Raw genomic sequence first — 22,208 nt, 5'->3', positions numbered from 1 at the left:
ACAAACGGCATGAACTCGAACCCCATGGACCAAGGTCCAACTTGCAGAGGCGTTTGCTGGCCCCGATGCTGGCAATACAGCCGATCGGTCACGCGGCCGGCTTAACGGGGGCTCCCATGCGGACGGTGGAGAAAACACCATGGCCAGGATGGAGCAGTCAGAACCAACAGTAATTGAACGCGAACCTGAATCGACCCTCAAGCGACGAGACGTACTGCTTAGGGGCGCTTCATTGCTTGCCGTGTCCGCACTTTCCGATGGCGTGCTCACGTCCTCGGTCCAGCCGGCAGAAGCGCAGACGACGGCGGCAAAGCCCAATATCCTGATCATTTGGGGCGACGACATCGGCTGGTGGAACATCAGCGCCTATAATCAGGGCATGATGGGCTACAAGACGCCGAACATCGATCGCATCGCCAAGGAAGGCGCGCTGTTCACCGACTGGTATGGCCAGCAAAGCTGCACCGCCGGCCGCGCCTGCTTCATCACCGGTCAGGTCGGCTATCGCACCGGGATGCTCAAGGTAGGACTGCCGGGTGCAAAGGAAGGCCTGCAAAAGGAAGACGTGACGATCGCCGAGCTGCTCAAGGCACAAGGCTACATGACGGGCCAGTTCGGCAAGAACCACCTTGGTGATCGCGACGAGCATCTGCCGACCGCGCACGGCTTCGAGGAGTTCTTCGGTTCGCTCTACCATCTGAATGCCGAGGACGAACCGGAGCATCCGGATTATTTCAAGGACCCGGAGATGCGGAAGAAATATGGTACGCGCGGCGTGATCCGTGCCTCTGCCAACGCCGACGGCACCCAGAAAATCGAAAGCACGGGCCCGCTCGACAAAAAGCGCATGGAAACGATCGACGAAGAGGTCACCACGGCCGCGAAGGATTTTCTGCAACGCGCCAAAGCGGCCAACAAGCCGTTCTTCCTTTGGTGGAACTCGACCCGCATGCACATCTGGACGCGGCTGAAAAAGGAGAGCGAGGGCAAGACCGGGCTCGGCATCTATCCCGACGGCATGGTCGAGCACGATGGCATGGTCGGCGAGATGCTCAAGGCGCTCGATGATCTCGGCCTCGCCGACAACACCATCGTCATGTACTCGACCGACAATGGCGCTGAGAAGTTCACTTGGCCCGATGGCGGACAGGCGCCGTTCCGCGGGGAGAAGAATACCAACTGGGAAGGCGGCTACCGGGTGCCATGCGCCATTCGCTGGCCCGGCGTCATCAAGTCCGGCACCGTGCTCAACGACATCTTCGCCCATGAGGACATGCTGCCGACACTCGTGGCCGCTGCCGGCGTGCCCGACGTGAAGGAGCAGCTGATGAAGGGCATGAAGGTCGGGCCTACGACTTTCAAAGTGCATCTCGACGGCTACGACATCACCGAGGCCCTTGCCGGCAATGCACCGAGCCCACGCAAGGAGTTCTTCTACTTCAATGACGATGGCTCGCTCGTCGGGCTTCGCTACAATCAGTGGAAGGTCGTCTTCTCGGAGCAGCGCGCGCACGGGTTCGATGTCTGGGAAGAGCCGTTCGTGCCGTTACGCCTGCCGAAGCTCTTCAACTTGCGGTCGGACCCGTTCGAGACCGCCGACCATGAGTCGATGGACTATGAACGCTGGCGGGTCGAGCACCTCTTCGTGATGGTGCCGGCGCAGGAATATGTCGCGAAGTTCCTGGCGACCTTCAAGGAGTTCCCGCCGCGCCAGAAGCCCGGCAGCTTCTCGATCGATGCCGTGCTGACGTCGCTGCAGTCGAGCACTCAGGGCGGAAACTGAGCACCAACTTCCGCGCTGGTCGGATTGCGGTTGAAGATTGTTTCATGGATCGTATCCGGCCAGCCAGAACATATATTACCGGGCAAATAGCTGAGTTCCGTGAGATCGAAACCAGGAAGCTCTCGGCCCCAATAACAAAAGCTGGGTGTAATCTGATGTAGTAGAATTGCCTGCGAAGCTGGGTCCGCCGTTGCCGGGAACTCTATTTCTGCGATCCGTTTCTTTGAGTCCAAAGAAGCGCAACAATCCCACATCTCCAAGTAACTCACTAGGCCTGCGCTGCTGCCCTCCTCAACGATCCCCAGCTTGGGTCAGGCACGTTCAAGTTAGCCAACAACTCAGTTCGCAAGCGGGCTTGTAACCATGCTCTCATAGGTTTCGGCTGTCATAAGCCCAATGCAAGAGCGCCTGGCGTTGGCGCCGACGACACATGCGATCGCCAGGCTCGCAATACAGCTTGATCTGCGCCACATGTCGCTTCATCGCCTTCCATCGCCGGATCTGACGAGCATCCTCCTCGGGCACGCGCCGGCCCACGTAGTATCGGCAGTACCACTGGAACCAGCCGCGCGGATCGTCGGGATGGATCCAGCCCTTCCTTCGCCACTCCGCCAACGACTGGCTCGCGTCCACGCCAAAATAGTTAAGCGAGCAGTCCCGGCTCGAAGGCGACAGCTTTGCCCGCGCAAACCAGCTCGCAGGAAATTCGTCTCGACAATCGATGAGGTACTTGCCGCAGAACACTCCAAGTTCGAGCATCTGCTTGGGTGTCAAATCGGGCCGAAACTCCGGGTCGAAATTGCGACCCGGTGACGCGGTCAGCGCGTAACGATAGCCGTGCTGCATCTTGTCGTTGACGATGACGATACGGCGACCCATCCTGCCCCTCTAATCAGTTCAACAGCCAAATCGCGCTGTTCAGCACCGAAGCGAAAGCTACCCAAGCCACGTATGGCGCGAACAGGCACGCCGCCGGACGGTGCATTGCCTAGTGTTGCCATTTACACCGCAGTTCCAAACGTTTGTTCCGATGCCGGCGGTCACGGAGAAAGCGGCTAAGTGGTCTTCTTCATCTCGATGCGAACGCCGTGGACAGTCTTACCCGAAGCATTGAGCACCCGGCCTGCTGGCTGAGGCGCCATATGAACGACCAGACAACCGCGACCATCCCAAGCTGCAACCGCTTTTACTACATCTCGATTGTCTGGAAGCTGGGTGCCATCTGGTGCGAAGTCGTGAATCGGACCTTGCACCTGATCGAAGACAAATACTGACGGCCATCGATGGTGATGCACGGGCTCTTCGTCGTTGGGTTCGAGCGTTACCTCGAGCACACGAAGGCTCTCATTCTCGAATAAGACCCTGTGATGTTTAGGCGCCGCGGCAACGGCATCCAATGCCGGATTCCAAGTTGATGGATCAGAAGCAAACACATCGGCCATAGTGGTCTCCTTTTTCTAGCTCTCTGCATAAGACCCCGGCGCCTCTAGCTGTGAGCATGGTGCCCCGGCTGAGACTGCGACTTTCGCGGGTCGTTGTCTATCGCCGCCCGGCATCCATTTCATCGTCCTGGAATAGCCGGCCATTTGGTAAGTCCTTGAACTGGGGCAAAGGTCGACCTGTTGCGTCGAGCAAGCTTCTTGTGATCGCCGAGTGACGAAATGCCGATGGCCTTGAGGTCGTCACCTGTGCACGGAATCCTTCGGTCGGAACGTTGCGGCGCAAAGTATCGTATAGATGGGCCATTGTAACTGAGCCAATTTTGATCAAATCATTCAGCAAAGGTAGTGCAGGCACCAAGACATTGGCGAACAGCGTTCTTCATCGCCTCATCCTTCGAATTGCCGTGGAGATATAGTCCGTTCAGTAGTGGCGGTCGCGGCATTGCGCGCCAACCACATGCCGACGAGCATGGCCGGAACAAAAATGATTGTGCCCGGAGCAAGAAGACTAAGGCTGGTGAAAGCGGGGCCCGGACAGTAACCGCCCAATCCCCAGCCGATACCGAAGACGACTGCGCCAATTACGAGACGACGATCAATGGCGGTGGTCTCAGGGAGATGAAACCTGTGATCGAGCACGGGTCTCTCATTGCGCCATGCAAGTCTGTAGCCTGTAAATGCCGCCGCGACCGCGCCGGCCATGACGAAGACAAGGCTTGGGTCCCAAGTGCCAAAGAAGTCGAGGAAGTTCTGGATCTTTGCCGGATCGACCATGCCGGAAACGACGAGTCCCAGGCCGAACAGCAATCCGATGGCGAAATGGATGGCGACGCGCATGGCTCTCACGCCCCGATCACATGGCGCAAGAGGTAAACGGTAACTGCAGCGGAGCCCATGAACACCACCACTGCCACCACGGATCGCGGCGACAGCCGCGCCAGGCCGCAAACGCCGTGGCCGCTGGTGCAGCCGCCGCCATAGACCGAGCCGAAGCCAACCAACAGGCCGGCCACCATCATCACAAGCAGGTTTCCAGGGACCGTTTGCGTGGCCGGCGAGCCCGTCGCGGCGAACCAAGCGATCGGGGCCGCAATCAGCCCGACAATGAAAGCCAGTCGACTGGAGAAGCCCGTGCGGTCCGCGGGCGGGAGCAATCTCGCGGCAATACCGCTGACCCCGGCAATGCGCCCGGTCAGCATCATCAAGGCGGCAGCCGCGAGCCCGATAAGCAGCCCGCCGATCAGCGCGGAATAGGGAGTGAACTCAGTGACCATGAATGCAGTACCGCGATAAAAGGCTACATCTCGCCGCACGAGCGGCCAATCTGTTTGTCTCAAGCAGTGTTATTCCAGCACTTGGGGAAGATGCGGGCATTGACCCTGATCAAGACGCGGTGCGCCCGGCCGACGTTAGAGGGACAGATGCGCGGCATTGAGCTCGCGGTCACAGGTGAATGACAAGCGGTATTACCTTGCCGCGTGCTGATGCCTCGAGAAGATATCCGCGGACTAATGAATCTGATCTTGAATTGACATGTCGGTACTATCCGGCCGAATTCTCAGAGCAACATGCGCGTGGAGCCTTAGACGCGCAGCGCGGCGGGCGGCGGGTTTGACCCAAGTCAAAGCACAACGCGCGCTACTCCTTATGGTTGTCAAGAATGGCATCAAACCAAAGGAGGTCACAAACATGAAAGCGCTATATTTGATGCTGATCGCCTCTGGCATCCTTCTGACAAGCAGTATCGCTAGAGCACATGAATGCCCGATGGGCCAAAGCATGATGGGCCAAGGCATGACGGGCCACGGCATGATGGGCCAAGGTATGATGGGCCACGGCATGATGGGCCGAGGGATGGGCGCCATGGGCATGATGGGGCAGAGACAGGATCTGCGTCTCATGACGATCTTGATGGACACAGATGGCGACGGCGCTTTATCACTTGAGGAAGTCCAGGCAGCCCATGTCAAGATCTTCAAAGCGGTCGACGCCGATAAGAACGGAAAGATTGCGGTCGAAGAGATACAGACATTCTTTGGCGGCGGCCCTTCGCCTTCCCCCTGAGAGACCACCCAACTGCAGAGTGAATTGGTTCTGGCTGCGGCCCTGCACAATCATCTCACAATCATCGCGGCTGCGGCGACCCGCCTGGGTTACGGGGAGACAGCGATCTCTCAGAGTACTATGAGATTGTCTTCGACTGCCTTGACGCCAGGTGCCGACCACGCCGCACGTCCAATTGCGGCTTTCTCCGTCCATGCACTGACCCGTCCGTCCAACGTCACTTTGCCATCAGCAACCTGAATTATGACGTCTTTGGCGTGGACTTCCGCCTGACGCCTGAGAGCCTCCTCGATCCGCTTTCTCACATCAGGCACGGATGCGCGCGGCGTGACGCTGATGTTGTTGAGGACACCCAGGATGCCGGAAAGACCTTGGATGGCGTCGGCTGCGTTCTGCTTCTGGTACTGCCACTCGACCATCCCCGTCAGCGTAACCCAGCCGTTCTGGACCTTGACCTGGATCGCATCCTCGGGAACGGTTGAATTCCATTTGAACGTGTTGAGGACGCGCTTGGCGATTTCGTCATCGGATGTCCCAAGAGTCAAAAAGGGTCGGACTTCGATGTCCTGGGCAATGCCCTTGACTCCCTTGATGCGCTGCACCACTTCCTCGGCCATCATCCTTTGTGCATAAGTGGGCACGTGCCCGGTCAGCGTCACGACGCCGCTTTCCACGGCTACCCCGATATCGGCCGAATCGATGCTGGGCTCAAAATCGAGCTGTTTGATGATATCCTGCCTCAGTTCCTTATCGTTCATGATCTTTGCCTCCAGTTTGGAAACACAATCAAAAATATAATCAACGAGGCTTTTCTTCATTGATCAAGGTCAAGGTACCTCCCCAGCTGAAGAAACTTCTGCGCGCCAGTCGCGGGCAACATCGTTCCGCCCGAGCTCCTCGAGCCAGATCACATGATCGATGCTGCGAACCATGCTTTGCCTTTCCTTCCCAAGTTCCGCCCAACTCAAACGAGCCGATGAGGCCGAGGCAAATTCTGTGCAAGGCCCCCTGCACTGCCACCCAAACTTAAAGAGGCCATGCAAGCCGGGACGGCTTACATGGCCTCACGCACCGTCGACAGAACGTTCTTGCGCACGACAACGCGCTGTCTTATCCCGCAAAGAACGGAACATGTTCTTGATCCAGATCAACGGATCCACTTTGGAACCGCAGAACTAACCCTTCTAAATTTTAAGTTGCATCCAAGCAAAAGCACCTGTCCGCCAAGGAGCCGGACAACTCCCCATGGGAGGGTCGCCGCTTTCCGTCACCACCAGCGTCATAAAACAAGGCACCGAACGCGATGAAACCGCCGGCGCGAAGTCCAAGGACGACAAGCCCGATCATGTCCCGATTGGCCCTGGCCATCCCGCCTTCTCGCACGTGAGCGCCATTTCAGGAGGCGGGAACGCATCGAATCCAGCGGTGCTCATTCTAACCCGGGTCGCCGCGTTGATCTGTATCAAAACCAAAGCTGCGCATTGTGAGAATGTCGTGCTTGAGCCAGTCACCAACTTGGTTTGATCATTCACCGGAGCGTCATAAGCCGCGCCAAGCACAGACTATGAGACACAGGCAGGGAACTATCAAGCTAGGTGAACCAAGTCGCGGAGCGCGCCGTTGTCCTCGCAGATGACCACAGCAGATGTTAAGGCGATCGTTACTGAGTAAAATGCATCTAAGGAGTTCTCTTCATGCTGGTGAAAGATGCAATGGTGGCTTACGCGGCATGGCTCGATATCGGTCGAACGGTGCGCGAAGCGGCACAGTTGATGCAAAGGCTGGATATTGGTTGCCTTCCCGTAACACACGCAGGCCGAGCGGTGGGCCTCATAACGGATCGCGATATCGCCTGCCGCATCGTTGCCGAGGGCCGCAATCCTGAAACGGAGAAGGTGCGTGCCGTGATGAGCGATAACGTCGTGTCCTGCACGGAGGATCAAACACTCGACGAAGCGGCCGAAATAATGGAGGCCAACGGCGTCCGTCGCTTGCCCGTGCTCGACAAAGAGGGCCGGATCGCGGGGTTAATCTCGGTCGATGACATTGCACGCTACGCCGACTTTCAGGTTACGGGGCAATTGTTGCATTTGCTTTGCTTGCCTCGTGAAAAACAGCCTGGGCACTGACAGTGAAGGCCGGCAGACTTTCGCTCCAGCGGGTTCCAGAGACGGCACGTGATGGCCAGCGCAAGAGCATGGCGCTTGCTGCTCGTGCGATTTGATCCATGTCAAAGACGCTTCGCCTTGGTCGGGGCAACTTTTCAAAACAGGTGCTTATTTCTGAACGGAGTCATTTATGAGCTACAAAGACATTCTCGTCTTTCTCGATGGCTCGCCCGACAATGAAGCCCGTCTTGATTTTGCAGTCTCGCTCGCGAAGACACTCGGCGCAAGGCTGACGGGCGTCGATGTGAGCTCCGAGAAAGCTTTCGAAGGCGAGTGGTCCGACCGGGCCAGCATGGTGGGAGAATTGCTTGACTCGAAGGCGCGGGCATCGGGCGTAGTCAGTCGGTTCAGGATTGCCGATCGCAAATCGCCAGGCTGGAAGGACTTCTTTGCACATTATGCGGATTTACTCGTTGCGACACAACCCAACAGGGAGTCTTCGGGCAAGATCCTTCCGTCGGTTCCTGAAGATGTCCTGATATCGGCAGGCGTTCCGATGATCGTGCTGCCGCATCGATCGAGATCGACGCGAAGAATTCAGAATGTCGTCATCGCCTGGTCTCCAAGCGGCCAGGCAACGCGTGCCGTGCACGATGCGATGCCGATCCTCGCCCAGGCGCAAAAGGTGTCGGTGTTTGCGTTCGATCCACGTTCCGACGAGACGGATGCCGATATCAAGCTGCTGAGCGACCATCTTCTCGCTCATGGGATAACAGTCGAGGTTGATCAATGGCCCGACACAGGGGATTTGTCGGTCATCGAGGCATTGTTTGCTTCTCGGGCAATGGAAGACGCCGACATGATCGTTGCCGGAGCCTACAGCCACTCTCGCTTTCGCGAGACTCTCCTCGGCGGCGCGACCCGCGACTTGTTACATCAATTTTCCGTACCGGTTCTCGTATCGCACTAGCGCGAACCATTAGGCCGGAATGAAGTCGCGGCAATGAGCGCGTGGGATGGCCGAATCTTAAAGCGAAGAGCCTTTTGAGTATATGCATGACCGACGGAGTGAGGGCATCAGAGGTGATCAATACACGCTACAAGAAGCTTTCTGGGATGCACGCAGGCCATTCATTTGTCGTAGTCGCTCCTTATGGAGAGATTGAGACCCCGATGCGCTGGATGCTTCATATGGAAGGCGCTGAAGAAGAAAAGTTCGTCGTGGCCGAGAATGAGCTGGCTGACAGGAAGATCTGGCAGCCCCTGGGCTAGATGATTTATCCAATCGGCACGTCGCTATCGAGACCGTCTGCGGGACTTATTTCTTGACCTGGATCGTCTCAATATACTTGACCAGCCGTCTGATCCGGTCGGTGACCTCAGCGGTGGCTTCCTGGGCATCCTCGATCGATACCGACTGATCCAGGGTCTCACCAATGAACAGGTCGCCCCAGACCGGCATTTCCCGAGTGCCATGAGAGGCCGGCATATCGAGCCCGGAGATCGTCCCGAAGATCACAGCTTCCGGAAAAACGCCGCCATTCCGCTCGGCGATCCGCGTCAAATCAGGCGGCTCAATCTTCAAGACTCGCGCCACCGGTCCGTCGCCCTTGCCATTGGCACCGTGACAAGCCGCACAGTGAAATTGGAAATCCTGCTCAACCGTCGGCATGTCTTCATTGGCCAGAACATGATTTGAGCCAAGCGCGCACGAAAATATGAGGGCGACAGCCACTCTCGATCTCAGGTAGAATATTTCTGAAAGTTCAAACGAGCGAGGCATTTGTTTCTCTCCGAGCTCTGGGGCTAAGGGATCGCGGCGATAGGCCATGATACTTGCGGGCGCCGCGCAGGTCGAGGGTCCGGCAAACCGGAATTGGTCGCGTCCCCGATTGGGCCTGGCGCGATCCTCCTGCAACTGGGGGACCGTCAGAGCCATGCGCATTGCAACTTTCAATGTCCAGAACCTTCGCCTTCGTCGGAAATGGCCGCGTGATTCTGACCCAGATCAAATCTGCTCCGCAAGGGCTTTAGTAAGCGGAAGTGGGACCGTTCTATAGTGCGTCAGAGCTAATTGGAGCATCACGTGTACAAACATATTCTCATCCCAACCGATGGTTCTGAGCTTTCTCAAAAAGCTATCGAGCATGGCATGGCCCTCGCCGCGGCCCTCGGCGCCAATGTGACCGTTCTTACGGTTACGGTCCCATTTCATTCCATGGAATCCGACCCCACACCCGTTGTGGATATTCCCGGCGCTGCTGACTTTGTTCATGAAATTCTCCACGGACACTCAAGGCGATACCTTGAGGCGGCCAAGGGTGTTGCAACAGCGAAGGGTGTTGTCTGCGAGACTGTCCAAATCGAGCACCGACATCCCTATGCGGCGATCATCGAAACGGCCGAAGGCAGGAGCTGTGATCTCATCGTCATGGCTTCACATGGGCGGCGAGGGATGTCGGCGATTGTCCTGGGAAGCGAGACGGTGAAGGTCCTGACACACAGCAACATTCCCGTGCTCGTCCACCGTTCCTGAACTGCTAGGATCAACTCCCGATAAGGCGATTGTAGATCCTGCACACTGCGAAGCGGATCACGCTGCATCCGCCCCTTGAGCGGCTCGCGCCGTGTCCTGATTCATTTTGACGATCTGACCCGCTGCGGCGACCGCATCTCTATCACCGCCGTCGACGTGCACCGTCGGCATGGCAATTTTTATGCCATTCTCAGCGAAGGCTTTCTTGATCATCATATAAGCCTTGCGTTTGACGACGAATTGCGCGTTAGGCTTTGTCATGAGCTTCATTTTGAGCACGATAGCGAAGTCGCCAAAACTATCGATGCCCTGCATCTTCAGCGGTTGCAGGGTATCTGCCGCGAATTCCGGATCGGCCGCCAGCTCCTGGCCGATCTTCTTGACGAGCTTTCGCGCCAGCTCGACATCCGAATCGTAAGTGACGTTGATCGTCATTTTCTCGATCACCCAGTCCCGGCTCATGTTCTGGATAGCCCCAAGCTGTCCGAACGGGACGGTAAAGACAGCTCCGCGATGGTGTCTGAGCCGCACGGAGCGGACGCTGAAGGATTCCACCGTGCCCTTGTATGAGCCGCTCTGGATGTACTCGCCGACCCGGAAGGCATCGTCCAGCATATAGAACACGCCGCTCAACACGTCCTTGACCAATGTCTGCGAGCCGAAGCCGACGGCGACGCCGAAGATGCCCGCACCGGCGATCAACGGCGCGATCTGTACCCCGAGCCCAGACAAGATCGTGAGCACCGTGACGACGATAATGAGCACGGCAAGCGCATTACGGAAGATCGGCAGAAGAGTGAGGAGCCTGCTGCTACGGGCCAGTTCGTCTGAACTGGCGCCCTCTTTCGGCGGAAGTTCCATCTTATAGGTGATCAACGATTTCGCCATCTGCCAAACCAGATCAGCCACGAGGAGAATGATAATGGCATTCAGCGCACCGGCTATGATGGTCGCCCCAGTTTCGCTGCCCGTCAGACCCGCCAAAGATGCGGTCCGGATGCGCCAGATGTGGGCAAGCCACACAACCGCCGCGGCTATGACCGCCGCTCAGGCGCCTCTAACGATCACTACCTCGAGAATAACACCCAACGGGCCCTTGCGCTTCGCGCTGGCGGCCCAGATCGCCGCGAGGCGGCCGACTCCACGCACGGCAGTCGGCAGGACGAGCGAAAAGATTCCCAGCCACAACAAAACGAGCAAGCCGCCAACCCAGGTCACCCAAAGCATGGCGAGGTAGAGAGTCAGCAGAATCCGTTTGGCCAAGGAGGGCTGACGGCGCCAGGCGATGTCAATGGCGATCCCCAGAAGGCCCAACCCGAACGCCAGAGCGACAAGCTTCCCGACTTCGGGGCTGAAGCCCAAGGCCTGCGTCAGACTGACAATGGCCCAGCCGACGAGAAAGACGCCGGAGATCAGGCTGACGCGGAAGGACCAGAAATCGGCGGCATGACTTTCCAGAAGCGGTGGGGATTTGTCCGTCAAAGCACCGGCACGAGCGAAAACCAGCTGGTCGGCAGCTGCGCGAACAACCCGAAACCCAATGACCGCCAGAAGCAGTGTAAGAACGATCCGTCGGAGCAATGGCGGCCATTCGAACGCCATGAACGTACCTGCGCTCGCGAGGGCGAAGGTCAGCAGAGCGGCGACCTCCGAAAGGACCGCCTGCCCCGCATTCGGTTCAGTGGTTCCTTTCTGCGCCCGGCTCAGCGCCCATCGTATCAAATACTCAGCTCCAAAGCCCAAGGCGATCAGGAGAGCGAGTATTCCAAGCACCAGCCCCGGTCTGCCTGAATTTACGTCGCGGGTCACTATGTCCGCCGCGTTCGCCAGTTCGTGCGGGATGCGTGGTACGGCAGACACGAGAGCAATGACGTGATCGCGGATGGCCGCTTCCCACCCGGAAATCGAGTCCGCGATCGACACCTCGCGCTCATTGGGTGCTGCCGGAATTTTCCTTTCCAGCCATGTCTTCACGTCCGGATCGGACAGCAGGTCAAGGAATTGCCTGGCCTTCTCAGGTGGCATGTCCAATTGAGCCTGCTGTGACCACGCAGGTGCAAGCATCAACAACAATATACCAAAGCCGACAGCGTAAGCTTTCCACCATTCGCCGGTGAATGGTCTTCTCTGGACAGGGATCCGAACGAACCGGCTCATAGCTGGCGCTGAACGGCAAAGGAGCCGGCCAAGTGCGATGCTCCACATTCCGTCGTGAAAGCAGGACAAGGGCGGCACATCATTCGCGCCATGCGGCCAATGGCCGGTGAAACCCCGACAAGACAAAATGTTCCGACCCAAATCAATGCTTCGTTTCCCATATGTCGCTGTCATTACCGCCGGCGGGACGCTAGCAGTTGGCGAGCTGAGGTTTTTTGATGCAGATCAATTCCAGCGATTACATACCCACGCAGGTTGGGAGGGTGTCTGCCTCGCGGGTATCTGTGCCCCGTTGCACGCCCTCCAAAAGGCTGGACAGCGAGAGCAGCCGGCTACCAGGGTGGCGTTTTGACCTGTGTCAATGCGCGCTGCGGATGGGCGGAATGAAATACAATTGCAAAATGAGAGTTACCTGACCGCCCAGTGCAATCGGCTTTCGTCGGGAGAGATGCAACTTGCAGACTATCGCAATCTTTACCGTGACCATTCTACAAGCGGGCTTAGTCTCCTGGCTGCTGCACGAGCGAGGCAAACGACGGCGCTCTGAAGCCGACGCCAGCGATCTGAGTAGACAACTTATCCATGCGCAAGAGGCCGAGCGTGCCCGCCTCGCATGTGAGTTGCACGACGATGTTACGCAGCGCCTGGCGCGCTTGGCTATTGACGCGGCTCGCCATGCCCGCGGCCCGGTGAACCCTGGCGTTCATAACGGCATGAAATCAATACATGACGGCTTAGTTCGTCTTGGCGAAGATGTGCACGCTCTTTCTTACAGACTTCACCCTTCAATTCTCACGGACTTGGGCCTGGCCGAAGCAGTGAAGTCCGAATGCGAGAACTTTTCGCAATCATCGACTCAACTGGAGGTGAAGACGCTTGATATACCTGACGACCTGCCACATGACATCGCTTTGTGCCTCTACCGCATCGTTCAGGAAAGCTTGCGGAATGTTGCGCGCCACTCAAAGGCAAGTCGAACGGAAGTTCATCTGAGCCGGCTCGACGATGGATTGCAGATCACAATCTCGGACAATGGTGTCGGCTTCGACCCCCGGCATCGTCGAGAAGGGATGACTCTCGGCCTCGCCAGCATGCGACAGAGGCTTGCTTCACATACCGGGAGGCTCGACATCGCAAGCAGTCCTGGTCATGGCACGACCGTTACAGCATGGGTGCCGCTGAGCCCGGCCGGAACCGACCCCGCGAACTTGAGTAAGGCAAGCGAACGTAATCTCAACAAATCCGTCCCCGCTTGCAGGCGCCACAAATACTTGATGCGTTTCCAGTCATTTCTCTTGCATCCATATCTGCGGAAGAGTTGAGGCGCCGTCATTTATTCGCATGCTGAACTGGGGGGCGGTAGCTCTGGCTGGCTTCATTTCCGATATTAGAAGCCGGTAGGCTGGTCATGGTGCGCGGCAACGGCCTGGGCGGAGCGTCTACCGATGCGCGACGTTCTTGCGTTCTTGTTCTCCACTTCGGCCGTGATCTGACTCGGGCACACGCGGCTTACTGAACAATCAGCACATGCGGAAGCGATATTGGCGCAACCCCGGGGACAGGGCAAGCCGTAGGTCACGGCGGCGCGGCACATCGGCGCAGGCGATACTGTCAACCAGCCAGCGCGCCCCGTGAAAGGACAATATGTAGACGATCAGCACCCACCCCAAGCTTGCAATACTTGCAAGGACAATCAGCGAGAACAGAAGCTTATGTTCCGACATGAACTCCTCCCTCGAAACTTCATGCGGACCCAGGATGTCTTCATTTGGTCGCCGCAGGTTGTCGCAATTGTGCTTGTTTGTGGCAGTTTGTGGCCGGTGACGCGCGTCGCCAGGAATCGCACCGGTATTCAAACCGGGGAAAACAGCTCCGTAGAACGCCCGCATATTCAGATCTTACTGACCCTGGATCTTGATACAGATCAATGCGTCCGCAGGCTCAATGGGATGAGTAGGTATTGTTTTCATTCACCGCAAGAGAACCGGAATGGTTGAACTGGTGAGCTTCTCAGATGCAACTCCGCCGTGTACGGCTGATCCGGCGGCAGGCGGTGGTGCGCAGGAAATTGAAATAAAATTTCGGACTGACGTTGTCGGGCTGGAGTCCGCTCTGGAGTCGCGGATCTTTGAATCGGCTTCGCCATCACGCATCGAGAACTTGCGGTCAATCTACTTTGACACGGCTTCCAACGATCTGTGGAACAGCGGCTATTCCCTCCGCATCCGGGAGAAGCAGAATAAGGGCAACTCCAGGCCTGTTCTCACCCTCAAATGGAAGCCCTCGGTGGCCCGTGAACCCTTCCGGCGGGGGGAACTCGAAGTCCCTTCGGTAGATCTTCAGCCCGATCTCTCGCTATTTGATGCGCAAACGGCGGATAGTTTGGCCGCCCTGCTGGGCGGAAAGCCCCTCAAACAAGAATTCGAGACTCTGATCAAGAGGCGGATCGCCGAGGTCACCTGCGGCTCGTCCAGAATCGAAGTCGCATTCGATGAGGGCCATATTGTCGGCGGCGGACAGCGCGTGCCGGTGACGGAGATCGAGCTCGAGCTGAAATCGGGCGTGGAAGCGGATCTCTGCGATCTGGCGATGAAGCTCGCCCAGGATATTCCCCTGCGGCTCGATTTTGTCAGTAAATCCGAAAAGGGCCGCCGCATCGCTCTGCACAGGAAGCCCACTCCCGTGAAGGCCGAGCCCGTCAAGTTTGAGCCGAAAGCCATGCTCGACGGTGCGGTGGACGTCATTTTGTCCCACACGCTCGCGCATTTTGTGGCGAACTGGGCGCCGCTGCGGGAGTCCAACGATCCCGAATCCGTTCACCAGCTGCGAGTTGCGCTTCGCCGTATGAGGAGTGGTCTTGCGATCCTAAGGCAGGGTATACCCTTTCCTGACTTTGAGATCCTGCGCACTGAAGCCAAACGCATTTCGACGGCCCTGGGGCCGGCGCGCGACTGTGATGTCATCCGCCAACTTGCCGAGGGGCCGCTGTCCAGCCCAGACTGCCCGCCGGGGGGCGAAGCATTACTGACCGAAATTGAACGCCGCCGGGCTGTTGCGTATGAGGACGCTAGGGCGGTGATCGACGACAGCGAAACGACCCTCTTCGTCCTTAAGGTTCAACGACTTCTGGCCAGCCGCGCATGGTGCAACGCCTTGTCGGGTGCCGACGCGCAGCTTCTCGCAGTACCGGCAACCGATTTCGCGCGAGAAACTTTGGACAGGCTGGCGAATCGGGTTCTGAAACGGGGAAAGAGCCTGCCCGATCAGTCCGACGAGGCGCGCCACAAGTTGCGCATCGCCTTCAAGAACCTGAGATACGGGGTCGATTTCCTGGCCGGAGACTTCAGCCAAAAGCGCCAGTATCGCACCTTCGTCAAAAGGATCGCCGAAATGCAGGACCTTCTCGGCGCGCACAATGATGTCGTGGCCGCCAGACAGTTCCTGGATAAACTGTCTCCCTCGCTCGGCGAGGAAGGTCAAAGAGCATCGGGCTACATACTTGGCTGGTTCGCGCGAGGCGCCTCTCTGGCCGATGGGAAACTGCGCAGGTGCTGGAGAAGATTCAAGAAGACAGACCGCTTTTGGGATCCGCACGCCTGAGCGGTTTTTTCCAACAGCGCCAGCGGAACGTCCGCTTGTTACTTGGTTGGCAGGAAAAAGAAGGTCAGGCCAAAGACAATATATACGGCGAGCAACTGCAGGCCTTTAAGCCAGTCGGACCGGCCGTCGCCAGCAACCTGACTCGTGATGAGCGTGGACAGAAGGACCATCAGGACGAGTCCGCCCGTAAAGGCAAGATCCATCTGGCTCGGGCCTAGAAAGATGCTCGTAAGCAGAAGAACCGGAGCTACGAAGAGCGCCACTTGTATGCTGGAGCCCATGGCAATTGAGAGCGCAAGGTCCATACGGTCTTTCAACGCTGCAGTAATGGCTGTTGCGTGTTCGGCGGCGTTTCCCAGGATCGCGACAACGAACACGCCGACGAACACGGCGCTGAGGCCAAATTCGTGCGCTGTGGGTTCGATCGCACCCACCATGATCTCACTCATCCAGGCAATTCCCACTGTCGCCGCCGCGAGCGCTAGGATGGCCCGGCTGACGGACATGTGGGCTTCTTTTTCTTCTTGCCGGTAAGGGCCCTGGAACAGAGCAGAATGGGTGATGAGCACAAACGCGAGGTACAGCACGTAAACAACGAGGAGGACGATGGAAATCGTGACACTGAGTTGGTCGAGCATCTCGGCGGTCGCACCCACCCTGAGCTGAAAGGCAGCGGGAAGAATCAAAGCTATCGCCGCAAGCATGAGCATCGTCGCTTGAGAACGCGCCCCAGCGGCGTTGAAATGCTGCTCGGAATGGCGGAGGCCTCCGGCCAACATGGCAGCACCAAGCACAAGCAGAATATTACCCACTATTGAACCGGCGATCGACGCTTTCACCACGTCGTGAAGCCCGGCACGCAATGCGGCGAGCGCGATGATAAGTTCAGCTGCGTTGCCAAAGGTCGCGTTAAGGAGTCCTCCAACTCCATCCCCCATTCGCGCCGCAAGATGCTCCGTGGCGCGGCCCAACCAGCCGGCAAGAGGCACGATGGCAAGCGAGGAGCTTAGGAAGACAAGGAGATAGCGCTCGGGAGCGAAAATTTCCAGAGTGATTGCAATGGGCGCAAAGATGAGAAGTAAGTTCATCCTAATTTGGCTCAGCTTTAGTGGGCTCGCGAAGGCCAGCCTGCCGGAAGCCGGCCATTTCGTCCTTGCTGGCAGAACGCTCGTGACGGCTCATGCCATGATGCTCCCCTCATATGACCAATCTTTCTATCACTGCCGCCCAGTTGTTCATTTTGACTTTGATCAACTCTGCGGGAGTGTAGCTGGCTGCGGGGGCACATTCACCCCTGTCGAGCAATAAGCAAGGATCGGGAATTCGGACTCTCCGGCGACCACGACGGCGATCCGGGGACTTTAAGGACCTATCGCTGGACTACGGGCGAGACAGGAGCGCCACTTGACGCCTCGGGGCCAGGCGCGAATTCTTTTCACTCTTGACCGATATCAAGGCGAGCTCCGATCTTGCGACTAGTGATTGCGACAATGCCGAGGTCGTTTTTGTCGATTGAGGCTGGCGCCATGATTGGAGAACGCAAGGGCCGGCACGATCGCATGAACCGTGCGCGAGGAGGAAATGATGGAAACCGGGGCTAGCAACGACAAACGAAGCAAAATGCCCACCGGGCCACGGCCGATTGGCCTGCCGGCGGCGCTCGTCCCGGTCGTTACGCTGATAGGGCTGCTAGGACTGTCCTTCTATCTCTTCCACGATGGCGCCGCTGGCGGCCCGAACCAAGTCGCGCTGGTTTTCTGTTCAATTGTCGCGGCTTTCGTCGGTTGGCGCCGCATTCTCTCGATGAGTTGCGCGACGCTGCGGTCGCCAGCGTTACCACCGGGCTATCCGCCATCTTCATCCTGCTCGCAGTTGGCTCGCTGATTGGCACCTGGGCGCTCAGCGGCACGCTGATCGCGATGGTCTATTACGGACTCATGCTGCTCAGCCCTGACTACTTCTACATGACCACGTGTTTGATCTGTGCCGTCGTTGCGGTCTCGATCGGAAGTTCCTGGACCGTCGCCGGCACAATCGGCATCGGGTTGATGGGTGTCGCGCAAAAAATGGGCCTCGACCCGGCCATCACCGCCGGCGCCGTGATCTCCGGCGCTTATTTTCGGTGACAAGTCGTCGCCATTGTCCGACACGGCCAATCTCGCTTGTGCTGCCGCCGATGCCGATCTCTACGAGCATGTGAGGGAGTCCCTATGGACCTCGATGCCGTCGCTTGCTATCGCTCTTGCACTCTTTTGGAGCTTCGGCTCGGCAGGCAATTTTGATGCCTCCGCCGTGACGGCGCGCATCGAAGCCGCTTTCCACCCCTGGCTGGTGCATTTCCTGCCACTGGCGCTCGTCCTGGCGCTGGCCCTGCTGCGCTGGCCGCCCTTCGTGACAGTATTTCTTGGCGCACTTGCCGGCGGCATCCTCGCCGTAGCAATTGCTCCCGACCGGGTCGTAGCTCTGGCAGGATCCGGTTCACCAGATCTGGCACTGCTCAAGGGTGTCTGGTCGGCTCTCGCCACCGGCAACACCTCTCATACCGGCGAGCCGGCGGTCGACCAGCTGCTGTCTCGCGGCGGCATGCAAAGTATGCTCGGACCGTCTGGCTTATCGTCGTTGCGCTCGCCTTCGGCGGCATCATCGAGAAGGCCGGCGTACTCGAGCGCTTGATTGGCTCCGTGATTGCGGCGGCCCGGTCGGTCGGCACACTGGTGGCATCGCTTGTGGGAGCAGCTTTCGCGACGAACGTCCTTGCTTCCAACCAGTACATTGCCGTCGTGCTACCGGGCCGCATGTTCCGCAAAGCCTTCGAGGATCAGGGGCTCGCTCCGGTCATCCTGTCGCGCGCACTTGGCGATTCTGGGACCGTGACTTCGCCCCTGATCCCCTGGAACTGCTGCGGAGCCTACATGGCCGCGACTCTCGGAATCGCCACGATAAGCTTCGTGCCATTCTGCTTTTTCAACATACTGAACCCAATTGTCGCGATCGTTTTTGCGATCCTCGGCATCCGCATGCTGTCTCCAAGAGCGCCCTCTCGCAATATCTAGATTCTCAATCGCCGGGCATATACCCATGAGACTGCGATACGAAGATTGGAAGGCTTCCGGCACGGCAGGCGTCCGGGTTAAAACCGGAGCACCCGCGCACCGACGCCCGCTTGCGAACCTAACCGGACTTTGACCATGCGCCTCATTGATAAGTTCCTCATTGGCCTGTTCGTGGCTCTCACTCCGGCAACCCCAATGAGCCAGATCATCGGTGATGCAGAGAAAGGTAGGCAGTACGCTTCTGAGGTCTGCTTCCAGTGTCATGCAGTACCCGGGCGAGCGTCAATCACCAGTCGCTGAAGCCCCATCGTTCCAAGACATCGCCAATACGTCGGGGATGACGTCTATTGCGCTCGCGGCATGGTTTCAGTCATCGCACCCAACGATGCCCGATATCCACATGAGTGACGCCGAGATGAGGAATGCCATAGAATACATTCTTAGCTTAAAGGACAAATGACATTCGTGCTCGGTATGGCGCAGGGTAAGTGCGCAGCCGAAACGGTCCGACTCAGGATCAGCGCGGCGTGAATGACTTGGGATCCTTCAACGGCGAACTCGCCTTCTGATGACGTGGCCGACATAGACGAAACGATTTACCTCCAGCGTTTTCTGCAGTCTTTCGGCGGTTACGCTGGTATTTTCCGCAAGGCGCTTCCGTTCGCGTCTGCCAATAGAGCCAGCTCTCTTGGTGTTGCTGTGCTTTCGTTAGATATGCCGGATTGGAAGCCGTACACCTATGATTTAGAGGCGCACGTTTTGGATCTCAAATTGGCGGAAATGGCCGGTGATGCCGCCAAGTCCCATTCTGCCGTCAGCTCTCGGGCAGTGGGTCGAGATGAGCTAACGCGTCCAGGCGGGACGTTCTGGTAAGGCCGCCATTGAAGTCTATGCCGGAAACCGTTTCATTGTGCGAATAACAGGCAAAATCGGCTATGAGCCCGATCCCTACAAACCGTCGCCGGCAAAATTCAAGCTGGGCCATTATCGGGACTATATGCCCTTCGTGCATGCCATGGTAATCGACTGGCTAAAGGTCGAGCCGATCAACGATAAGAACTGGCCACCTACCCTAGTTGCGACGCATCCTTAGCAACGAGCATGCGTCCGCTGCAATACTGGCACTCGCGGAATGAGCTGGAGTTGGGCAAAGGACCAAACCGCCCTCTTGAATTGCCCAAGTGCTTGAAAAGATTGGCGCCCCCTAGGGGACTCGAACCCCTGTTTCAGCCGTGAGAGGGCCGCGTCCTGGGCCGCTAGACGAAGGGGGCGCACTGTTCGAGAGGCCTCGATATACGGGCCCCATGGGCAAAGCGCAAGATGCCCTCCGAAGCTTTAGCGAAGGAGGGTCAGGGCGTTTCGGGCTTGAGTCGGATCCGGCTCACCACCACCCCCTTGCGGGTGTCGACGACCACCACCTCGTGGTTCCCGCCCGCGACCACCTGGACGGCCATGGTGTTGCCGTCGAGGGTGACGCCCGCAATCGTGGCGCCGGCGGGCGTTGCGATCTCGACCAGGCTCGCTTTCGGCGGCGCTTCCGGCGCCTTGCCGCGCGTCACTTTCCAGGCGATGCCGCCCAAGAGCACCAGCAGCATGATGACGAGCAGCCCGCCCATGATATAGACGGTCATTTCGAGGAATCGTAAGCCCGGCTGCGGCGGGGTTTCATCTGTCTCCGCCGGTTGCTGGTTATCCGTCATGACCTCTCCATCATCTGAGTCCTTGGAAGCGGCCGTTGCCGCGGAGGATGCGGGCGAGCGGCTCGACCGCTTCCTCGCGCACCGGTTTCCGGAAACGAGCCGGGCCCGCTTCCAGGCCCTTATTGCCAATGGCTGCGTCGCTGTCGAGGGGTCGGCCGTGACCGAGGCGCGCCGCAAGATGAAGGCGGGCGAGCGGGTCAGCGTGCGCCTGCCCCCGGCGGTCGCCGCCGAGCCCCTGCCCGAGACCATCCCCCTCGACATTATTTATGAGGACGACGCCCTCATCGTCATCGACAAGCCGGCGGGCCTCGTCGTCCATCCGGCGGCCGGCCACGAGACCGGCACCCTGGTCAACGCCCTCATCGCCCATTGCGGCGAAAGCCTGTCGGGCATTGGCGGCGTGAGGCGCCCAGGGATAGTCCACCGCCTCGACAAGGACACATCGGGCCTCCTTGTGGTGGCCAAGACCGATCAGGCCCATAAGGGCCTCTCCGAGCAATTCGCCGCCCATGGCCGCGACGGCCGGCTGGAGCGCGCCTATCTCGCCCTCGTCTGGGGCGCGCCCGAACGCCGGCACGGCACCGTCGATGCGCCGATCGGCCGGCATGCCACGGCGCGCGAGAAAATGAGCGTCGCCCGCCGCGCGGGCGCGCGCCAGGCGATCACTCATTATGATGTTGAAGAGCGCTTCGGCGCGCCGCCCTATGCGAGCCTTTTGCGCTGCCGGCTCGAGACCGGCCGCACCCATCAGATCCGCGTCCATATGGCCCATATCGGCCATCCGCTTCTCGGCGATGAGACCTATGGCAAGGGTTTCAAGGCCTCGATCGGCAAATTGCCGGAGAAGGCGCGGATCGCCCTCAAATCGCTCAGCCGCCAGGCGCTGCACGCGGCGGTGCTGGGCTTCGAGCATCCGGTCTCGGGCGAGCCGATGCATTTCGAGAGCGCGCCGCCCGGCAACCTCGCCCTGCTCATCGCGGCGCTCTCCGCCTCATGAGCCCCGCGCTGCGGCGATCACCGATTGAGGTTCGAGCGCATCCCAGCCGATGAACGGCCGGTCATGGGCGATGAGCAGGAAAAGCGCGGTGCTCACGATCACCGCGATGAGGCCGAGGGCGAGGGCCCGCCCGCCGTCGCTGTCCCCATGCACGATGGTGACGGCGACGCCCAGCGTCAGAGCCAGGATCAGCATCGCCGCCCATTGGTCGGGACTGAGATTGTTGCGGGCGATGTCGAGCCGGCGCTCGCGCGCCTCGCCCACCGCCTTGAGCGCCGCCATGAATTCTTGGCCCAGCATCTGCTCATGGGGCGCCAGCGACAGGGCGGCATTGTAGAGCGCCGCCAGCACCCGCTCGGCCTCGCGGCTGCCGCCCAAGTCGTCCATATGAGGCCATTCGGCGGCCGACTGCCCGGCATAGTCGGTGACGAGATTGCCCACCTCGCTGCGCCGGGGCTCGGGCAGGAGATGCGACAGGGTTCGCAGCAGGCGCACCTCGCGGGCCTCAATGGCGACCGCCTCATAGGCACGGTCCTCGACGGCCCAGACATTGGCGGCGAGGAAGGTGGTGGCCATCACGAACAAAGTGCCGCAGATGGTCTGGATCACGGGCGACATCTCCCGCCCGGCCCGCACCAACGTAAACGTGACCGAGAGCTTGGGCAGCCACCAGAGCCCGAAGGCGGCGGCGCCAATGAACAGGCTGAGGACCAGCAACAGCCCGATTGGCGGCAAATGGTAGAGCCAGATCATAGACTTGCATCAATC

Annotated in this window: 23 protein-coding genes, 1 tRNA gene and 2 pseudogenes; 13 read left to right on the top strand and 13 right to left on the bottom strand. The window is 58.9% G+C overall.

All coding sequences use genetic code 11. The annotated features are described in order from the left end of the window. The first annotated feature begins 148 nt into the window (after positions 1 to 148). Positions 149 to 1,783 (top strand): arylsulfatase, encoded by a 1,635-nt coding sequence (locus DS839_RS06575; protein ID WP_119269902.1) that lies wholly within the window; start codon positions 149 to 151, stop codon positions 1,781 to 1,783. A gap of 369 nt (positions 1,784 to 2,152) precedes the next feature. Here DS839_RS06575 and DS839_RS06570 read toward each other — a convergent pair whose 3' ends face one another. The 5 genes from DS839_RS06570 to DS839_RS06550 form a co-directional block, all read right to left on the bottom strand. After that, on the bottom strand, positions 2,153 to 2,662 hold the full coding sequence (locus tag DS839_RS06570; protein WP_119269507.1) for a hypothetical protein: 510 nt from the start codon (positions 2,660 to 2,662) through the stop codon (positions 2,153 to 2,155). A gap of 13 nt (positions 2,663 to 2,675) precedes the next feature. Further along, the gene (locus DS839_RS06565) at positions 2,676 to 2,768 is read right to left on the bottom strand and encodes a tryptophan-rich sensory protein (protein ID WP_119269506.1); all 93 of its coding nucleotides are present in this window, start codon (positions 2,766 to 2,768) and stop codon (positions 2,676 to 2,678) included. A 70-nt stretch (positions 2,769 to 2,838) separates the two neighbouring features. Further along, on the bottom strand, positions 2,839 to 3,225 hold the full coding sequence (locus DS839_RS06560) for a hypothetical protein (RefSeq protein WP_119269505.1): 387 nt from the start codon (positions 3,223 to 3,225) through the stop codon (positions 2,839 to 2,841). A gap of 387 nt (positions 3,226 to 3,612) precedes the next feature. Beyond that, entirely contained in the window at positions 3,613 to 4,062 is a 450-nt protein-coding gene (locus tag DS839_RS06555; protein WP_119269504.1) for a DUF6691 family protein, read from the bottom strand. A gap of 5 nt (positions 4,063 to 4,067) precedes the next feature. Continuing rightward, positions 4,068 to 4,499: a YeeE/YedE family protein gene (locus tag DS839_RS06550; protein ID WP_119269503.1), complete on the bottom strand. Its 432-nt coding sequence runs from the start codon at positions 4,497 to 4,499 to the stop codon at positions 4,068 to 4,070. Positions 4,500 to 4,914: 415 nt separating this feature from the next. Here DS839_RS06550 and DS839_RS06545 point away from each other — a divergent pair, with 415 nt between their 5' ends. Further along, a complete protein-coding gene (locus DS839_RS06545) occupies positions 4,915 to 5,289 on the top strand; it encodes an EF-hand domain-containing protein (RefSeq protein WP_119269901.1) in 375 nt (124 codons plus the stop codon). 110 nt (positions 5,290 to 5,399) lie between these two features. On the opposite strand, the gene DS839_RS06540 is transcribed toward DS839_RS06545, so the two are convergent. Next, a complete protein-coding gene (locus tag DS839_RS06540) occupies positions 5,400 to 6,047 on the bottom strand; it encodes a BON domain-containing protein (RefSeq protein ID WP_119269900.1) in 648 nt (215 codons plus the stop codon). A 487-nt stretch (positions 6,048 to 6,534) separates the two neighbouring features. Between DS839_RS06540 and DS839_RS36330 the strand changes: the two genes are divergently transcribed. The 4 genes from DS839_RS36330 (at position 6,535) to DS839_RS06525 (ending at position 8,669) form a co-directional block, all read left to right on the top strand. Next, a complete protein-coding gene (locus tag DS839_RS36330; protein WP_162918342.1) occupies positions 6,535 to 6,813 on the top strand; it encodes a hypothetical protein in 279 nt (92 codons plus the stop codon). 170 nt (positions 6,814 to 6,983) lie between these two features. Further along, positions 6,984 to 7,418 carry a CBS domain-containing protein gene (locus DS839_RS06535; RefSeq protein ID WP_119269502.1) on the top strand — a complete coding sequence of 145 codons (435 nt, stop codon included), beginning with the start codon at positions 6,984 to 6,986 and terminating at the stop codon, positions 7,416 to 7,418. A 169-nt stretch (positions 7,419 to 7,587) separates the two neighbouring features. Continuing rightward, positions 7,588 to 8,367 (top strand): universal stress protein, encoded by a 780-nt coding sequence (locus DS839_RS06530; RefSeq protein ID WP_119269501.1) that lies wholly within the window; start codon positions 7,588 to 7,590, stop codon positions 8,365 to 8,367. Positions 8,368 to 8,453: 86 nt separating this feature from the next. After that, a complete protein-coding gene (locus tag DS839_RS06525; RefSeq protein ID WP_119269500.1) occupies positions 8,454 to 8,669 on the top strand; it encodes a hypothetical protein in 216 nt (71 codons plus the stop codon). Positions 8,670 to 8,715: 46 nt separating this feature from the next. Here DS839_RS06525 and DS839_RS06520 read toward each other — a convergent pair whose 3' ends face one another. Then, complete coding sequence (locus DS839_RS06520; protein ID WP_162918341.1) at positions 8,716 to 9,132, bottom strand: c-type cytochrome; 417 nt, start codon at positions 9,130 to 9,132, stop codon at positions 8,716 to 8,718. Between the two features lie 351 nt (positions 9,133 to 9,483). Between DS839_RS06520 and DS839_RS06515 the strand changes: the two genes are divergently transcribed. Further along, a complete protein-coding gene (locus tag DS839_RS06515; protein ID WP_119269498.1) occupies positions 9,484 to 9,933 on the top strand; it encodes a universal stress protein in 450 nt (149 codons plus the stop codon). Positions 9,934 to 9,990: 57 nt separating this feature from the next. Here the strand turns inward: DS839_RS06515 and DS839_RS06510 are convergent. Then, positions 9,991 to 11,997, bottom strand: a pseudogene (locus tag DS839_RS06510) (mechanosensitive ion channel family protein). 548 nt (positions 11,998 to 12,545) lie between these two features. Between DS839_RS06510 and DS839_RS06505 the strand changes: the two are divergent. After that, positions 12,546 to 13,412 carry a sensor histidine kinase gene (locus DS839_RS06505; RefSeq protein WP_119269497.1) on the top strand — a complete coding sequence of 289 codons (867 nt, stop codon included), beginning with the start codon at positions 12,546 to 12,548 and terminating at the stop codon, positions 13,410 to 13,412. Positions 13,413 to 13,610: 198 nt separating this feature from the next. Here DS839_RS06505 and DS839_RS36325 read toward each other — a convergent pair whose 3' ends face one another. After that, entirely contained in the window at positions 13,611 to 13,979 is a 369-nt protein-coding gene (locus tag DS839_RS36325) for a hypothetical protein (protein ID WP_162918340.1), read from the bottom strand. A gap of 100 nt (positions 13,980 to 14,079) precedes the next feature. Here DS839_RS36325 and DS839_RS06495 point away from each other — a divergent pair, with 100 nt between their 5' ends. After that, entirely contained in the window at positions 14,080 to 15,690 is a 1,611-nt protein-coding gene (locus DS839_RS06495; protein WP_119269495.1) for a CYTH and CHAD domain-containing protein, read from the top strand. 38 nt (positions 15,691 to 15,728) lie between these two features. On the opposite strand, the gene cax is transcribed toward DS839_RS06495, so the two are convergent. Then, positions 15,729 to 16,778, bottom strand: a complete 1,050-nt coding sequence (gene cax, locus DS839_RS06490) for a calcium/proton exchanger (RefSeq protein ID WP_119269494.1) — start codon at positions 16,776 to 16,778, stop codon at positions 15,729 to 15,731. A gap of 696 nt (positions 16,779 to 17,474) precedes the next feature. On the opposite strand from cax, the gene DS839_RS36875 reads away from it, so the two are divergent. The 3 genes and pseudogenes from DS839_RS36875 (at position 17,475) to DS839_RS06475 (ending at position 19,616) form a co-directional block, all read left to right on the top strand. Continuing rightward, the gene (locus DS839_RS36875) at positions 17,475 to 17,816 is read left to right on the top strand and encodes a Na+/H+ antiporter NhaC family protein (protein WP_368911268.1); all 342 of its coding nucleotides are present in this window, start codon (positions 17,475 to 17,477) and stop codon (positions 17,814 to 17,816) included. Positions 17,817 to 17,829: 13 nt separating this feature from the next. Beyond that, positions 17,830 to 18,743 (top strand): annotated as a pseudogene (locus DS839_RS36870) (Na+/H+ antiporter NhaC family protein). Positions 18,744 to 19,274: 531 nt separating this feature from the next. Beyond that, the gene (locus DS839_RS06475) at positions 19,275 to 19,616 is read left to right on the top strand and encodes a hypothetical protein (RefSeq protein ID WP_162918339.1); all 342 of its coding nucleotides are present in this window, start codon (positions 19,275 to 19,277) and stop codon (positions 19,614 to 19,616) included. 322 nt (positions 19,617 to 19,938) lie between these two features. On the opposite strand, the gene DS839_RS06470 is transcribed toward DS839_RS06475, so the two are convergent. Together DS839_RS06470 and DS839_RS06465 are read right to left on the bottom strand one after the other, a co-directional pair. Beyond that, a tRNA-Glu gene (locus DS839_RS06470) sits at positions 19,939 to 20,014 on the bottom strand. A 78-nt stretch (positions 20,015 to 20,092) separates the two neighbouring features. Further along, complete coding sequence (locus DS839_RS06465; RefSeq protein WP_119269491.1) at positions 20,093 to 20,443, bottom strand: DUF6476 family protein; 351 nt, start codon at positions 20,441 to 20,443, stop codon at positions 20,093 to 20,095. Here DS839_RS06465 and DS839_RS06460 point away from each other — a divergent pair. Continuing rightward, positions 20,442 to 21,440: an RluA family pseudouridine synthase gene (locus tag DS839_RS06460; protein ID WP_119269490.1), complete on the top strand. Its 999-nt coding sequence runs from the start codon at positions 20,442 to 20,444 to the stop codon at positions 21,438 to 21,440. The two genes, DS839_RS06465 and DS839_RS06460, sit on opposite strands and share 2 nt — an antisense overlap. Here DS839_RS06460 and DS839_RS06455 read toward each other — a convergent pair. Beyond that, entirely contained in the window at positions 21,435 to 22,193 is a 759-nt protein-coding gene (locus DS839_RS06455) for a bestrophin-like domain (protein ID WP_119269489.1), read from the bottom strand. The genes DS839_RS06460 and DS839_RS06455 overlap by 6 nt on opposite strands. Positions 22,194 to 22,208 lie beyond the last annotated feature (15 nt).

This window comes from Taklimakanibacter deserti, from assembly GCA_003574785.1.
The sequence above is the reverse complement of the archived record's forward strand: the minus strand, read 5'-3'. Positions and strand labels throughout refer to the sequence as shown.

Excerpts from the sequence above, each read along its gene's own strand:
- DS839_RS06575 (WP_119269902.1), top strand. The coding sequence starts at position 149 with ATGGAGCAGTCAGAACCAACAGTAATTGAACGCGAACCTGAATCGACC.
- DS839_RS06570 (WP_119269507.1), bottom strand. The coding sequence starts at position 2,662 with ATGGGTCGCCGTATCGTCATCGTCAACGACAAGATGCAGCACGGCTAT.
- DS839_RS06565 (WP_119269506.1), bottom strand. The coding sequence starts at position 2,768 with ATGCACCGTCCGGCGGCGTGCCTGTTCGCGCCATACGTGGCTTGGGTA.
- DS839_RS06560 (WP_119269505.1), bottom strand. The coding sequence starts at position 3,225 with ATGGCCGATGTGTTTGCTTCTGATCCATCAACTTGGAATCCGGCATTG.
- DS839_RS06555 (WP_119269504.1), bottom strand. The coding sequence starts at position 4,062 with ATGCGCGTCGCCATCCATTTCGCCATCGGATTGCTGTTCGGCCTGGGA.
- DS839_RS06550 (WP_119269503.1), bottom strand. The coding sequence starts at position 4,499 with ATGGTCACTGAGTTCACTCCCTATTCCGCGCTGATCGGCGGGCTGCTT.
- DS839_RS06545 (WP_119269901.1), top strand. The coding sequence starts at position 4,915 with ATGAAAGCGCTATATTTGATGCTGATCGCCTCTGGCATCCTTCTGACA.
- DS839_RS06540 (WP_119269900.1), bottom strand. The coding sequence starts at position 6,047 with ATGAACGATAAGGAACTGAGGCAGGATATCATCAAACAGCTCGATTTT.
- DS839_RS36330 (WP_162918342.1), top strand. The coding sequence starts at position 6,535 with ATGGGAGGGTCGCCGCTTTCCGTCACCACCAGCGTCATAAAACAAGGC.
- DS839_RS06535 (WP_119269502.1), top strand. The coding sequence starts at position 6,984 with ATGCTGGTGAAAGATGCAATGGTGGCTTACGCGGCATGGCTCGATATC.
- DS839_RS06530 (WP_119269501.1), top strand. The coding sequence starts at position 7,588 with ATGAGCTACAAAGACATTCTCGTCTTTCTCGATGGCTCGCCCGACAAT.
- DS839_RS06525 (WP_119269500.1), top strand. The coding sequence starts at position 8,454 with ATGACCGACGGAGTGAGGGCATCAGAGGTGATCAATACACGCTACAAG.
- DS839_RS36325 (WP_162918340.1), bottom strand. The coding sequence starts at position 13,979 with ATGCGGGCGTTCTACGGAGCTGTTTTCCCCGGTTTGAATACCGGTGCG.
- DS839_RS06495 (WP_119269495.1), top strand. The coding sequence starts at position 14,080 with ATGGTTGAACTGGTGAGCTTCTCAGATGCAACTCCGCCGTGTACGGCT.
- cax (WP_119269494.1), bottom strand. The coding sequence starts at position 16,778 with ATGAACTTACTTCTCATCTTTGCGCCCATTGCAATCACTCTGGAAATT.
- DS839_RS06475 (WP_162918339.1), top strand. The coding sequence starts at position 19,275 with ATGACTTGGGATCCTTCAACGGCGAACTCGCCTTCTGATGACGTGGCC.
- DS839_RS06460 (WP_119269490.1), top strand. The coding sequence starts at position 20,442 with ATGACCTCTCCATCATCTGAGTCCTTGGAAGCGGCCGTTGCCGCGGAG.
- DS839_RS06465 (WP_119269491.1), bottom strand. The coding sequence starts at position 20,443 with ATGACGGATAACCAGCAACCGGCGGAGACAGATGAAACCCCGCCGCAG.
- DS839_RS06455 (WP_119269489.1), bottom strand. The coding sequence starts at position 22,193 with ATGATCTGGCTCTACCATTTGCCGCCAATCGGGCTGTTGCTGGTCCTC.